Genomic DNA, 14454 nt, shown 5'->3' on the forward strand with positions numbered 1-14454 from the left:
GGAAGCGGTGAACCCAGACGAGGCTCGCCGGCAACGTTTGCGTGATCTGCTTCGCACGGATGCTGAGAGCGATCAGGCGGAAGCGTCCAACGACAAGGATCGCATGTCGCTGCGAGACGAGATCATCGCGGATGCAAAAGAAGATGAAAAAAACGAGGACGGCATGTTCTCGCAACCATTCATCAGCGAACGTTTGCCCGATGTCACCGATGGCCGCATCGAGTTGCCTTCACTGCGAGCGGTGTCATTGGATACTTCGTCCATTGGAAACGGTCGTTTGCCGGACGATTTTGACGTAAACAAAGATGTGAGTGCGATTCCGCTTCCCGAGGATCCCTATGCTCGCGGAATGGTGGCGGCCGGAGCGGTTTTGCCTTGGGCTGCACCCAACACCTATTCGCATCCGTTGTACTTCGAAGATCGGATGTTGGAACGACATGGTCACGAACGTTGGGGATGCATGCAGCCGATCGCTGCCGGGGCTCGGTTCTTCACAACGATTCCGATGCTGCCTTACCTGGCAACGATTCAGGAACCGTGTGACATCGTTTACAGCAAGGGTTACTACCGAGCTGGATCATCGGCACCTTGTGTGATGCAGCGACCGCCGCTTGAACGGCGTGCCGTTGTGGTGGAAGCCGCTGCGATTGCAGGCGGAATCATCGCTCTGCCTTAGTGCGGAGTGATTTGGCGAACCTAACTATCCGCCTCTGCGGTTGGGCACTGACAAGGATGTCGGTGTGAGCAGAGGGAATCATCCTGATATGGAATCGAGATTGCCATGGATCGGCAAACGTCTCTCACTTCGCGCAAACAAACCCGTCGTCGTCGCCTGGCCTCTTGGCTGGGTGTCGCGATGGCGGCATCCACGCTGACCAGCGGATGTCATTGGGCGCAGAAAATCCCGGACGGTCCGCACGACACCAAAACGTCGTACCACGACCATTCGGCGATGCGGATTGAATATCCTGAGGTCAACCAATGTGCGACTCCCGTTGTGTCAGCGGCCGTGTCCGCGGCTCAGCCCAACACGTTGGAAGATCCCGCGAATCTGCCCAGCGTCGAGTTGACGCTCGAGCAAGCGGTCCAGCAAGCGTTGCGATCCAGTCCCGTGTTGCGAACGATTGGCGGGGCCGTGGTCAGTGCTCCCACCTCTGCGACGACGGTCTTCACGCCAGGTTTGGCTCACGCGGATCCGAGTTTGGGTGTCGAAGCAGCACTGGCCAATTTCGACGCTCAGTACAGTCAATCATTGTACTGGAACAAAGTCGACCAGCCCCAGAACATCGCGTCGGGTGGATTGGGAGCCCAGTTCACGCCGACCACCACTCAAGCCACCCAAGCAACGTTCGCCAACGAACTGTCCAAACGCACTGCTACCGGTGCCCAGTTCGCTTTGAGGAGCAACATTGGATATGACCGAAACAACCGACCGTTTCGTCAGTTCCAAAGTGACTTCATCGGCTACCTCGAAGCCGAGTACCGTCAACCCTTGATGCGGGGTGCCGGGACGACTTACAACCGGATCGCTGGATCGGCCGGGGCCAATGGAGTGGTCGGCCAGTACAACGGTGTTCTGATCGCTCGAGTCAACGAAGACGTTGCCTTGGCCGATTTTGAGGCCGCGGTGATTCAGTTGGTATCCGACGTCGAGCAAGCCTATTGGGACCTGGCGACTTCGTACCGATTGCTGGAAGCGACTGCGAAAGGACGCGAATCGGCGTTGCAAACATTCCAGTACCAACAAGTACGACTGGAAGTCGGTACGGGCCGTCGCGACGAAGAAGCTCAAGCACGTTCGCAGTACTACCAATTCGAAGCTCAAGTCAAATCTGCCTTGGCGGGCGAGACCGGTTTGTACGCTCGAGAGCAATCCTTGCGTTATCTGATTGGTTTGCCTGCGACCGACGGAGCCTTGTTGCGTCCGACCACGGATCCTCTCAACGCGAAGGTCGTGTTTGATTGGCAGAGTGCGTTGGGGCAAGCTCTCGATCGTCGCGTCGAAGTGCGTCGCCAAAAGTACACCGTCAAACGTCGCGAGATGGAACTGCTGGCGTCACGTTTGAATCGTCGTCCACAAATCGACTTCGTCGGCCAGTATCGCTGGCGAGGTTTGGGCGACAATTTGATCGGACCTGGCGATCAAGGTCTCAACGACAACTTGGTCGATTCGATCACGGGCGGGAACTACCAAGAGTGGACCGCCGGTGTCGAGATTTTGGCCCCAGTCGGACTGCGTGCTGCGAGTTCCGCGGTGGCTCACGCCAAGCTGAATTTGCAACGTGAACGAGCGGTGCTGGCCGAGACCGAATTGCGAATCAGCCACGATTTGTCGGATGCCGCTCGTGCGATCGAATTGACGTTCGAATTGGTGGAAACCAACTACAACCGTTACATGGCGGATTTGCGTCAGGTCGAGGTGTTGCGTCGCCGTTATCTCGACGGAACCGACAACATCAACTTCCTCTTGCAAGCCCAGCGGGATGTCGTCATCAGCGAATCAGCGTTCTACCAATCGATCAGCGATTACAACTTGGCGATTCGTGATTTTCACAAAGAAAAGGGATCCTTGTTGGCTTACAACCAAGTCAACTTGACCGAGGGGGCTTGGTGCCCAGGTGCCGAACGCGATGCGTATGAACTGGGACGATTCCTCGAACCACGTCGTCATCCCGAGAAGGTATCGGCACCGCGTCCATTGACATCGGGTCTGTTTGATCCGACCGCGGTTCAATCAACGACCGGAGCCACTTCCTATGAAGTCGTGCAGCCTGCACCGGCAACATCGGAAATCGCTCAGCCGGTGCCGATGGACCAAGACGGCATGATCGAAGTCGAAGTCACGCCCAGCAATTGAGCTGGCGATTGGATCGGACGGTCAGGTGGATCGGACGGTCAGGGGATCCAATGATCAGGCGGCCCGTCGCTGAGGTGACGGCATCGCCTGATCGGTTTGCCGGTCTGCGTGAGCGGATTCGCTGGTCGCCGAGTCGTCGCGATGCATGGCGTTCTCGCGTTTGAGTTTGACCATCGCATGGGCAGCGTCGCCGATCATGACTTCCAACCGATCGATCGTCGGTGGTTCAGCACCGCGAAGGTAGCGTCGGCCGGAGTAAGTCGCGGCGTATGCTTCCACCGCGGACTGCAGTGTCGTCGCATCGGTTTTCGCGAGTGCATCGGTGGTCGTGAATCCGGCACCAACAAGCAGTTGGACTTCACGAGCCAGCATGGATGGCATTTGGCACATCAGCATCGTTTGGCATCGCCAAGCATGAATCGTGTCGGCGGTGATCCACCGGGTGTCGAGCCGACGCGTCATCATTTGCTCGTCGGCGTTCAGGAACTCGCCGACGGTATGGATGCCGATTCCGGCAAACCGAGCCGCGGTTTTTTTGCCGATCGAAGGTGCATCCACCAGCGGATCGGTCACGTGCAATCGAACATTGGGCTCGGTGCTGACAAACGGCAACACATTCGCTTCAACGGATTGAGATTCGCGTTCGGTTGCTTCGGCGGCCTGCATGGATTCCCGCGTGGCGGCCAGTTTTGCTTTGGCTTGGCGGTACTCTTTTTCGCGATGGTAAATCACTCGCACGCGTTGCAGCACGCGCACTTCGCTGGGCAGGTTTTGTTCCACGTCGCCAGTGCGTCGAAATTCATCGATCAAGTTTTCGACTTTGGCACGCTCGGCATGGTGTGTGATTCGCCTCAGCCATAACCGATCGGGTACACGAATCCCGGCTAGCACTGTTGGCAGTGTCAGCCCTGCGGTGGGGATGAGTTGACCGCTCCGTTGTTCGGCATCGAAAGCAGCTCGTTCGATGATCCGTGCCAAGCCGGTGACGGAAAGCCCGATCAACTGGGAAACGATTCGGCGGGAAACTTCATTCAGCCCGCGTTTGGAATCGGACGTGGAGGCGGCGAGATCAAAGTTGTCGAGCAGAGTTTGGTAGTTGCCGTGGGCCAAACGAGCGGATTGCAAGATCGCTTCGCCGAGCCAACCCGGTTGGTCGGACAATTGAAAGACGATTCGTGTAGGATTCTGTTTCCAAAGCGCAAACAAATTCGCGTAATTTTGGGTGATGCACCATTCGATTGGTCGGTGCAGGACTTTCTCCAACGGTGTTTGTGCCGTGTGCAATGGCTGGATCGGATCGGTCACATAATGGCTGAGTACACCGGCCGCGTGGGCGGCGTCGCCAAACCGTGATTGGTTCAGGTAACGCTGCAGTTTGTCGTACCACTGATGAGCGACGCGAGGTGCGCCGCCCCAGTAGCCATCGTCGACGTGGACCACGTGATTCTGAAAATCACGAAAACGCACGTCGGGATCCTTGGCACCACTGAAAAAGCGGGTGTGATGCCGTAGCAATTGTGAAACCAAACGCTTGCCCGAATCGGTCTGAACCAATTCGGTTGCGTCCAGGGCGAAGTGATGATGAGTGCTGCGACAGTGGGCAGCACGCAAAATCTGGCGAAGCATTTGGCCTCGGTCATTCATCAGGCAGCGTTGGTTTTGGTGAATGTTCGACTCAGGGGATCCACGCCATAGGCAGCAGCCTGACGTGACAATCGTGCTCGGAAGGCTTTGCCGACCGCGGTCGGAAGCGAGTCGTAGTGCAGCACGCGTTGCACAAATGTTTGGCGTCCCAGCGGGCGGAATTCGCAGTGTCCCTTGGGCGGCGGGGTACTGCCGTATTGAGATTGCAAACGAAACTCATGGTCTCGTTCAGCAATGGCGTGGTAGAGGTCGTACAGGCGATCGATCGACAACGAGGAGGTGTCGGTCAGGGGGCCGATTGCCATCGGAGCATCCTTGCAGCAGCGGAAGCGATTGGTCGGAAACATTCGAAACAGAAAGTCTCGAATCGGACTCAAGTTTCCCAAAGCAATCCGATTGGTCACAAGATCGAAAGTGCAGAAATCTGGTTCGGGGCGACCCGAATTGCCATAACCGTCAAGGTCACCCAGAGTTGTTCAACGAAGTCGGCATTCTGGCGGGATTCGCATTCGCTCGGGGCTCGGTTATGCCGAACATTACGACTAGCCGGCGTGGTCAACCAAGTGGAGGACCCGACGCTATGGCCGAAACGGACAGACGGGGGGAAGTGTCGTGGTGTGGGATTGCGACACGGAGACCCGGCTGCATGTTTCTTGCGATTGAAAATGAGAACGGCGGGACAGCGTATGGGCACGTTGTTCCGCCGTTTTCTTTTGATTGCACTCCAGTCCGTTTTTCTCTAGAACGGACCCGATTTCAGGGCGGAACGGGCCCTCGCGACCGGAATCTCCGCTCGCCACCGCAGACTTCTCGCGGATTCTCGATGCCCCCTGTGTTCAATGGTCGTGGGCTCTGATTACCATCCCCCACATGAACGCTACATCCAATCTGCAAAAATCATCGGACCGGACCAACGTTGCCATCATCGGAATGGGGACCGTTGGCGCCGGCGTGGCTCGTCTGTTGATCGATCACGGCGACCGAACCGCTCGCCACGCGGGCAAAACGATCTGGTTGTCCAAGGCCGTTGTTCGCGATCTCAGCAAACCTCGCGGGATCGATCTGCCCGAGGGCGTGCTGACTGATTCAATCGATGACGTCCTGAATGACCCCGAAATCGACGTAGTCATCCAATTGATGGGCGGATTGTCACCGGCTCGCGAAGTCATGTTGCGGGCGATGGAAGCCGGCAAGGACATCGTCACCGCCAACAAAGCGCTGCTGGCCGAACACGGTGCCGAATTGTTCACCCGAGCCCGCGAACTTGGTCGCAGCATCGCTTTTGAAGCTGCCGTCGCTGGTGGGATCCCGATCATCGCGAATATCAGCCAGTGCTTGTCGGCCAATCAAATTGAATCACTGGAGGGCATCCTCAACGGAACCAGCAACTTCATTGTTTCGCAAATGGACGAAAAGGGTGCCGGCTACGACGAGACCGTCAAACGGGCTCAGGAATTGGGTTACGCGGAAGCCGATCCGGCGATGGACGTCGACGGTACCGACGCAGCCCAAAAATTGGCGATCCTGTCGCACTTGGCTTTTGGAGCCACCGTGGATTGGCGAGACATCCCTCGCAACGGAATCGATGGACTGGATCCAGCCGATTTGGTTTACGCTCGCCAACTCGGTTACCGAATCAAGTTGCTCGCCACCGCTCGTTTGGTCGATAGCGAACTGGAATTGTCGGTCGCCCCGACCTTGGTCGCCATCGGCACTCCGATGGCCGAAGTCCGCGACGCTTTCAACGCCATTCGCGTGGTGGGTGATGCGGTTGGACCGGTTTTCTATCACGGGTTGGGGGCGGGCCAGATGCCGACCGCATCTGCCGTCGTCGCCGACGTCATCGACACCGCGGTGGGACGCACGCCGATCACGTTCGAAACCCTGGAGTACTTTTCGTCTGAGCGTCCACCACGCACCGCCCAGCGTGATGCCGATCGGTTGCGAGGTCGATATTACTTGCGATTGCGAGTGGCCAACGACCCAGGAACTTTGTCGGCGATCGCGGGTGTGTTGTCCAACCAATCGATTTCCATCGCTTCGGTCATCCAGCACGAACCGAAATCGAAGGATGAAGCAAGTTCATCGGACAACACCGTGCCCTTGGTGATCATGACTCACGAAGCCAGCGAAGGTGCTGCCTCAAGAGCGACCACCGACATCGAAGCCCTGCCCGCGATCAGCGGCAAAGTCGTCCGAATGCCCGTCCGCGATTGATTCGCTGGCGTTGCCGGGGCTCATTGGGCTTGATCACGTAGCGGCGTCTCTCCGAGACGCTGTCATTTGCGAATCTCAGAGAGACTCGCCTGCGTGAGGTTCTACCCGATCATTCCTGCCGACCTGCTTACTTGGAAATACGGCACCTAAAAACGGGATGACTTCTAAGTCCGCCGGGGCCAATGACGTTTGCCGGAATGGAAAGTCCGTCCTCTCCACCTAACCCGTGTTGTCAAACGTCCAGGGCGGAACTTCGGCGTCCTGAAGTTTCAGGCTTATCCAGGTTAAGAGGTTGGCACCCAAAGACGGGGCGGTTCGTAGACGGGGCTGTTTGGTCGTGCCAATGATCATCCATCCTACAATGACGACGATTTGTTTCTGACCCTCGAGAGAGCGTTGGTCGATCTTGGCTCGCTTTCGATTTCTGGTGGATTCCATGATGAACGGTTCCCGATCCGGTCTGGTGTGGCTGGCTTGTTCGTTTTTGCCTGTTATGAACTCAATGCAAGCGGCGACAGCGGAGGATTCCTGGACCGGTTGGTTGGGCCCGCATCGCAACGGTTGGGTGGCTGATTTCTCGCCACCTGAGTCGTGGCCCAAGCAATTGTCATTGGCTTGGAAGGTCAATGTTGGCGAGGGCTACGGGACGCCTTTGGTCAGCGGCGACCGCATCTATCAACACGCTCGTCAAGGTGAGGACGAAGTGATCGCATGCTTTGACCTTGCGTCGGGGGAAGAGATTTGGAAGCGAACCTGGCCGGTGCCCTTTGAAATCGGTGGCGGCGGGGAGCGGCACGGGGCAGGGCCCAAAGCCAATCCGGTGATGGCGGACGGTCGCGTCTTCACGGCCAGCATCAACGGCGTCGTAACGGCCTGGGACGCCGAATCGGGCGATCAACTCTGGCAACGTGACGAACGAAAGCGATTTTCAATCAATCATCCAAAGTGGGGCGCCAGTTGCTCACCCGTCGTGGATGGGAATCGTGTGCTGATTCATTTGGGCAACGATGAAACCGGTGCTCTGTACGCCTTCGATGCTGCCTCGGGCGAAACGGTTTGGTCGCAGGGGGAAAAGCCGATTTCGTACTCGTCCCCCTTGGTGGTGGAGTTGCACGGGGTTCGCCAAGTCATCGATTGGAATCGTGACGACGTTTCCGGCGTCGATGTCGAGACCGGGGAATGGCTGTGGTCGTATTCGTTGAAGCATGTCGACCCAGACCAAAATTCGCCAACGCCGGTTCAGTATCGCGACACGATCATCATCGGTGCCGAGAACCGCGGGATCCGTTCCTTGCGTCCAACGAAGACAGACGACGGCTGGATCGTCGAAGAAGCCTGGGTGCTGGAAGACTTGGCAATGAACATGTCGACTGCGGTTATCAATGACGGTCGCCTGTTCGGTTTGTCGCACTACGACAGTGGGCGATTGTTCTGCATCAGCCCTGACGACGGAAGCGTTCTGTGGGAAGGTCGCCCTCGCTTGGGTGACCATGCCACGTTCTTGGCGATTCCCGGCCACGTCATCACGCTGACGGACGGCGGAGAACTGCGTGTCATCGACGCGGCCGCCCAAGAATACAAAGCCAAGGCGACCTACATGGTGTCTGATTCACCGACCTGGGCGGCTCCCGTGTTGGGGGCGAATTATTTGTTGATCAAAGATCGCGAGCACCTCCTTCGTTGGAACTGGTGAGGGGCTGCGATCTTGGTCAATGAAATCGCCAAGCAGCGTTGATTGCTCTCACTTCGCCGCCGGCTGTAGTGTCGGCACCTTGATCACGTACTGCGTGACGACCGAGTTGTCTTGCACGTACGTGGCATGTGTGTAAGAGGGAATCTGTCTGAGCAGATCAATGGCGATGTCGACCAACTCGGCTGTTTCTTCCATGTTGGGCGCGTTGCTTGGCTCGGCATCCAGACCAGGTGCTCCTTGGTTGCGATTGATTTGCCTTACCAGCGGCATGGCATACTTCATCCAGTCCTCCGCAGCGTCCGCGAACTGCAGTAAATCGATGTGTCCGGCGGCAATCAACGGCCGGTTGAGATCGTTCAGAGGCGGAGGGAACGAGGGCGAGTTCGCACGGACGAAGTTGGTGGCTTGGCCTTGGAACAAGGTGTAAACCGCCCAGTCGGAAGTGAGCGCCAACCCAGGTGAAAACTGAGGGTCGGCACCAAGCAACGCAACGCCGGGCACTTGCAGGTAGACGCCGCCGGGAATCGCGGATTCGGTCGCTGGAGGCAATCCTTGGCCGGGTGGCAGGCCCATCAACGGACCAAACGCAGCGAACAGTGGGTTGATGGTGTCGAAATAGCGACGCCACGCACGGCGATGTCGTTCGGCGCTTGTGAGTTTATAAACGAGTGCCGGGGCGGGGATCGGCAAGGCGTCCGCAGACGGCGGTGCGATGGGATGCCACTGTTGGCTCCGCTGATCGAAGTCGAGCACAAAGGCGGCTTCCTTGCCCACCGACGGCAGCAGGTCGTCTTTGGTGGCCAAGAACAATTCCGTGAGTCCGGCGGCAATCGCAGGGTCGATTTGACTGGTCGGCGACGCGTCCCCCGACTCGGCGGAAAGAGCCATGGCTTGCTTGGCTCGCTCTTGGATTCGATTCAACCATTTGTCCAGTGTCCCGTCGTCGTCCCAGTCCGCTGCTGCACTGAATAGCGCCGGGTTCTCTCCGATGTGTTGCAAAGACTTCAGAGGCTGAGCTTCGACACGGATCGGATCGGTATGTCGATGATATTGGTAGCCGGCAATCCCACCCTTGAAGAAGAACGCAAACGTCAGCTCCTCGCCCAAGGGATTGTAAAGCCGGTTCAGATCCGCCAGCAGCATCTCAACGTCCTCGTTGATGTTGGTCAGCAACGGTTGATACGAGAGGGGCTCCAGTTCGGAATCCGAAAGCATCTTCTCGGCGACGGTAGGAATGAGTTGTAGGTACATGGACCACTGGGTGACCCAAGAGGTTTGCTGTTTCAACGTGCTGTTTTGATAGCCCACTCCAGAGAACGCTTTGCCGCGGTTTTCCAACAAAGGCTGGAAGACATCGCGTCGGTAAAGAGGTCGCTCCACTTTGGCCGGGGCAACTGCGTCGGGATCGTGGCCCATCGATGCATACAAGTAGCTGTCTGCAAATCCAATGCTGAAGACCAACGATTTACCGGCAAAACGCTCGCGGATCACGGCCAATCGTTGTTCAAGTTTCGCGATCTCTTCAGGTTCGGCGTCGACGCTCATTCGCTGGATTGCCGCGTCCCACGGGTAGTCATCTCCAGTCAGTTCCATCACCCACCGTTCGTCGGCCTGGCCCACGTTTTGGTGGTCCAGCGAATCCAGGATGTATTTGTTTTCGGCGGCGGAGAGTTGCAACAACTCGTTCCGGAACTTTGCTTCCAGCATGTTCAGGAGTTCTCGGACACGTTGCTGTTCATCCCCTCCTGAAATCTTGGCCCCTGCCACGATGCGTGGGATCTGAAGCTCGCTGAAAAAAGCGTTGTGCTCCGGGGACGCCGACGAGACGTCGAAGGAGTCGAGTTCTTCTGATAGAGCGTCCATCTCCAGATTGAGGTTGGAGAGTTGCTCCGACATCATTTGGTTGAAGGCGGCGTATTGCTCGGCGAGGCTTTGGTCGGCAAAAGCGAAGACTTCACGAGAAGCCACATTCGCAACCGTAGGCAGATAAGCCTGGCCTTCTTCACTGCTCCAAAACTCATACGAGGAGCGAACCCACGCGGGCGTGTCCGCATCATCGAGATCGTTCCGAATGTCCGCCAGAATTTCCCCGCGTAAATGCACGATGCCCCTTTGAACCACGGGCATCGCAAGCAATCGTTGAACGGTCGCGTTTTCAGCGACCGCATCCCATTTCAGGCGATTGTTCAGTAAAGCGTAGTAAAACGATGCGTCCTCCGATGCGAACTGCAGCGACGGTGGTAGACCCACTTGGATTGACGGGGCAGTTGATTGCGCGTGCACGGCCGTGCCGCTGACGCTGACGAGCAAGGCGACCGCGAACAAGGCGATGCGAGAGCACTTCGGGAGAAGCATGGTGGGTGACCTGGGGAGGGGGGGCGAGGGTACTTCGGAGGAAGAGCCAAATCCTAATTCAAAACCTTGGCCGCCGCAGGCCACGAGAGCGAAATCTCGTGAACGACCCAGTAACCAACGGAGGCCTCAAGTAGCCGACGGAGGCTCTCCGTCGGCAAACGAGCATTTGCGACACCCCAGACGACTGCTCGCTCGTTGTCACGTGCTTGCTGGGGCCAATCGCTTGCAACGATTGATGGTGGTATTGCCGACAGAGGGCCTCAGCCGGCTACGGTTGGTTGGCATGATGGGGGCGATGTTCGGACTGGGATCTGCTGCGAATTCTCGGCTGTTGAATGCAACGCATGGTGGCGATCCGGTACTCAAGTAGCCGACGGAGGCTCTCCGTCGGCAAACGAGCATTTGCGACACCCCAGGCGACTGCTCGCTCGTTGTCACGTGCTTGCTGGGGCCCAATCGCTTGCAGCGATTGATGGTGGTTTAGCCGACTGAGGGCCTCAGTCGGTGACGGGTGGTTGGCAGGCGATTGTTGCGAGATTGTCGCTGCGCAGCAGTTCTTTCTCATCTGACGCACACCATTTGGTGGAACATTCGCGACAGGGAAAGCCTGGTGGTGTTCAGAGCTTGCTTGGGTCGACGACCGCGTGTTTGACGCCTTCTCGGTTGTACGTGTAGACCATGTTGAGCATCCCGTCGGATGTTTGGATGATGGCCGGGTAGCTGTACTCACCGAAGTGACGGCGGCGATCTGGATCTTTCGGATGGGGTCCCGTCTCATGTTCCAGCGTCAGCACAGGTTTCCAAGTTTTCCCGTCGGAAGAAATCGCCAAGTTGAGAATCCGGCGAGGCTTCAGGTCGGGAGCGTCTTTCCGTCTCACAAGGCCTTCGGAGTGGTTGTAGATCACGACTTGCCGTCCGTCTTGAAGAGTCACCGCATCGGTGCCGGAATTGGGATTGGGCAAGTCGGTTGCGGTGAGCGTGCTCCAGGTTTTTCCGCCATCTTTGGACCAGCTTTCGACAATGCGTTTCTCTTTGCTGCGGCATAGAATCTGCAGACGGTTGTCGGGGTAGGTCAAGATGCTTGGCTGAATCGCATGGAAGGTTTCGCCGGTCTGGATCGGTCCGATGACCTCCCAGGTCTTGCCAAGATCCTTGGTGACTTCGAAGTGAACTCGCCAGTGGGAGGATCCATCCGCGTACTCGATTTCGGTGCTAGAAGGGCACAAAATCGTTCCATCGGCGAGCTGAATCGGTTTGTTTTTGACTGGCCCAAGCAGGTGTCCGATCGTGTGGGCTTCGCCAAGTTTCGTCGGCCAAGACCACGTTTTGCCGCCGTCTTCGGACGTCGTGAGCATGCCCCACCATTCCCGTGGGTTCGGACCGACTTTGTAGAACAGCATCAACGGCCCTTCGCTGGGCTGAAACAGCACCGGGTTCCAAGTGGGATAGCGCAGCGTCGATGACTGGACGCCGTTGACGACCTCGACCGGTTCGGTCCATTGGCCGTTTTCGTTGCGAGAGACGCGAATGCCGACATCGGGGTCACGCTCCCGGGTGCCCGCGAACCAAGCCGCGACCAGTCCGGTTGGTGTCTCGACAATGGTGGACGCATGACTCTCTTTGGTGGGCTTATCAGCAAGATCAAAGATTTGTTGCGACGACACCACCGCGCCTTCCCCCTCGACGGCGACGTTAGGAAGTTCCTCTGCTTGGATGGAGATGGTCAGGGTGAGTGCCAAGAAAAACGCAAGTGATACTTTCATGATATTTCGGGAGTCTCAGGTGGATGCGCGACACGATGGAGAATTCAAAGAGGTTGCCCGTCGAAGAGCGAGCCTAATCTAACCGAAACGTGGAAGCCGATTTGGGGTGTTTGGTTCCAAGTAGCCGACGGAGGCTCTCCGTCGGCAAAAGAATCGAGTAGTCGACGGAGGCTCTCCGTCGGCAAACGAATCGAGGCGATGCCAGTGCCAGCAGCTTGCTCGTTGCCACGTGCTTGCTGGGGGACCAATCGCTTGCAGCGATGATTGGGAATGCCGACTGATGGCCTCAGTCGGTTACGAGGTGGCTGGCGACGATCACCGCTCCGCGGTGGTTGGATCTCACGTGCAAGGTGCTTGGCATGAGAGCTGTCAGGTCGTGACTACTTGTTCGATCCGGCGAACCGCCGGAGGTACTGACTGAGTTTGAGCTTCTTTCGGGTGCTGTCGCTGGTCATGTAGCGGACGCTGCCGAAGACGGGACGCTTGGGGCCCCAGGCTCGATCGGTGCGGCCGAGCACCCAAAGGATGCCGCAGTATGAGTTGGGGTCGCGACCATCCAGCCCATACTTGTTGTTCAGGTGGATCATGAACTCAAGAGCTTCCTCGGGCGTTTTGGTCCAATGCAAGATCTTCTTGCCCCACAGCATTCGCATGTAGTTGTGCATCTCGCCGGTTTCCACCAACTCACGCTGCGCCGCGTTCCAGATTTCGTCGTGCGTCTCGGCATTCTCAAACTCTGCCAGCGTGTAGAGATGGGGACGCTCGTCATCACGCGTTTCATTCAGAGTCTTCTTCGCCCAATCCGGCAATGATTCCAGCGAGTCATACGTGTCTGGATTTTGGAACGACCAATTGAATCCGATCTCTCGCCAGGTCAGCAGTTGGTCGAGCAAGGCTTCCGCGTTTTCGCCGACGTTCCAAAAGCCATGGTTCTTGCCGTTGGGTTTCGATGTTTGGTCGGCGGACCAACCCTCGTGATCCAAAAGCGAAGAAACCATCTCGTGCACCGAAATGTGACCGAAGTGAAGATGAGGGCTCAGGCCCGTCGTGGCGTGTTCATCGGGGTGGTTGCGGTCGTCGTTGTACCGCGACAGTTTCTTATTCAAGAATTCTTGCCAGCGACGGGTGGCTTCCACCCTTCCGCCGGGCGTCGCTTGGGACGGATGAACCGAGTGATCGATTGGGATTTCCGACAAACCATCCTGGCCGAACAGCTTTTCCAAATCAGCGGCAGGCCATTTGGACAGGATCTTGGACGGGAGCAATTTCTTTCGGCGTTCTGCCATCGATTCGCCATCGGGGCAGGGCAGGGCAGGGCGGTTGCTGTTTCGATCCAGCGGGGTTGCGAGTGGCAACTGTTCGAGCGCGGGCAGGATGTTCTTCTGCATGAATCGTCGGTAGCTGTGTGCGACCGTGTAAGTCTTCTCTGCCGCTCGCAGTGGGAGCACGCAGTTGGAGTCAATCAATTCCAGGCGGGCAGGCAGTTTGTCCTTCACCGCGTCGATCATGTGCGGCAGAAAGAAACACGGGTATTCGTCAGTGACGACCGTGCAAGCGTGTTTGGCGAGTCGATGAAGCAGCGGCGAGCCGACGCCCGGTTCGGGTTCAACGTACGGGTAGTAGACCACCGGCAATGAATCTGCCTCCGCGGCGTTGTCCCGCATGCCTTCGATGATGAACCGGTGGATCCGGTCGCTGGCCCATTGGTAACGAACTCGCAAGGGTTCGAAGATCAGCAGTGGTTTTTCGAATTCGAGTGCCCGGTCAATCGCGTGCTGCAACGCGAAATTCCAGTGCAGCCGCCGTTGGGCGATCATCCAGTAAACGACGTAATCCCCCTCATGCCGGGGCGGGTGGTCGTTGGCAAATTGATGACGCTGGGGAGGGAGCGCGGAAGACATGGGCAGTGGTGATGGGATGGGAGT

9 protein-coding genes are annotated in these 14454 nt (G+C 57.5%); 4 read left to right on the top strand and 5 right to left on the bottom strand.

Features of this window, described 5'->3' with window-relative positions:
* The coding region (locus tag ACF8AM_RS21645; protein ID WP_392557649.1) for a hypothetical protein at positions 1 to 676 on the top strand (676 nt) is incomplete at its 5' end.
* Positions 677 to 781: 105 nt separating this feature from the next.
* Positions 782 to 2857, top strand: a complete 2076-nt coding sequence (locus ACF8AM_RS21650; RefSeq protein ID WP_392557650.1) for a TolC family protein — start codon at positions 782 to 784, stop codon at positions 2855 to 2857.
* A gap of 54 nt (positions 2858 to 2911) precedes the next feature.
* On the opposite strand, the gene ACF8AM_RS21655 is transcribed toward ACF8AM_RS21650, so the two are convergent.
* Together ACF8AM_RS21655 and ACF8AM_RS21660 are read right to left on the bottom strand one after the other, a co-directional pair.
* Entirely contained in the window at positions 2912 to 4501 is a 1590-nt protein-coding gene (locus ACF8AM_RS21655) for a DUF4332 domain-containing protein (RefSeq protein ID WP_392557651.1), read from the bottom strand.
* A complete protein-coding gene (locus tag ACF8AM_RS21660; protein WP_392557652.1) occupies positions 4501 to 4806 on the bottom strand; it encodes a hypothetical protein in 306 nt (101 codons plus the stop codon). Before ACF8AM_RS21660 ends, ACF8AM_RS21655 begins: the two co-directional genes overlap by 1 nt.
* A gap of 565 nt (positions 4807 to 5371) precedes the next feature.
* Here ACF8AM_RS21660 and ACF8AM_RS21665 point away from each other — a divergent pair.
* Positions 5372 to 6718, top strand: coding sequence for a homoserine dehydrogenase (locus ACF8AM_RS21665; protein WP_392557653.1), 1347 nt, complete (start codon positions 5372 to 5374; stop codon positions 6716 to 6718).
* 502 nt (positions 6719 to 7220) lie between these two features.
* Positions 7221 to 8411 carry a PQQ-binding-like beta-propeller repeat protein gene (locus ACF8AM_RS21670; RefSeq protein ID WP_392557654.1) on the top strand — a complete coding sequence of 397 codons (1191 nt, stop codon included), beginning with the start codon at positions 7221 to 7223 and terminating at the stop codon, positions 8409 to 8411.
* A 48-nt stretch (positions 8412 to 8459) separates the two neighbouring features.
* On the opposite strand, the gene ACF8AM_RS21675 is transcribed toward ACF8AM_RS21670, so the two are convergent.
* The 3 genes from ACF8AM_RS21675 to ACF8AM_RS21685 all read right to left on the bottom strand — a co-directional run bounded on the left by ACF8AM_RS21675 (position 8460) and on the right by ACF8AM_RS21685 (position 14346).
* On the bottom strand, positions 8460 to 10766 hold the full coding sequence (locus tag ACF8AM_RS21675) for a hypothetical protein (protein ID WP_392557655.1): 2307 nt from the start codon (positions 10764 to 10766) through the stop codon (positions 8460 to 8462).
* A gap of 617 nt (positions 10767 to 11383) precedes the next feature.
* Positions 11384 to 12529, bottom strand: coding sequence for an exo-alpha-sialidase (locus tag ACF8AM_RS21680; RefSeq protein WP_392557656.1), 1146 nt, complete (start codon positions 12527 to 12529; stop codon positions 11384 to 11386).
* 380 nt (positions 12530 to 12909) lie between these two features.
* Complete coding sequence (locus ACF8AM_RS21685; protein ID WP_392557657.1) at positions 12910 to 14346, bottom strand: deoxyribodipyrimidine photolyase; 1437 nt, start codon at positions 14344 to 14346, stop codon at positions 12910 to 12912.
* Positions 14347 to 14454: the final 108 nt, after the last annotated feature.

Origin of the sequence: Rhodopirellula sp. JB055 (assembly GCF_043100905.1) — a bacterium.
Lineage (GTDB): Bacteria > Planctomycetota > Planctomycetia > Pirellulales > Pirellulaceae > Rhodopirellula.

Coding starts and splice junctions, on each gene's coding strand:
- ACF8AM_RS21685 (WP_392557657.1), bottom strand. CDS start 14,346: ATGATCGCCCAACGGCGGCTGCACTGGAATTTCGCGTTGCAGCACGCG.
- ACF8AM_RS21665 (WP_392557653.1), top strand. CDS start 5,372: ATGAACGCTACATCCAATCTGCAAAAATCATCGGACCGGACCAACGTT.
- ACF8AM_RS21660 (WP_392557652.1), bottom strand. CDS start 4,806: ATGGCAATCGGCCCCCTGACCGACACCTCCTCGTTGTCGATCGATCGC.
- ACF8AM_RS21675 (WP_392557655.1), bottom strand. CDS start 10,766: ATGCTTCTCCCGAAGTGCTCTCGCATCGCCTTGTTCGCGGTCGCCTTG.
- ACF8AM_RS21650 (WP_392557650.1), top strand. CDS start 782: ATGGATCGGCAAACGTCTCTCACTTCGCGCAAACAAACCCGTCGTCGT.
- ACF8AM_RS21680 (WP_392557656.1), bottom strand. CDS start 12,529: ATGAAAGTATCACTTGCGTTTTTCTTGGCACTCACCCTGACCATCTCC.
- ACF8AM_RS21655 (WP_392557651.1), bottom strand. CDS start 4,501: ATGAATGACCGAGGCCAAATGCTTCGCCAGATTTTGCGTGCTGCCCAC.
- ACF8AM_RS21670 (WP_392557654.1), top strand. CDS start 7,221: ATGCAAGCGGCGACAGCGGAGGATTCCTGGACCGGTTGGTTGGGCCCG.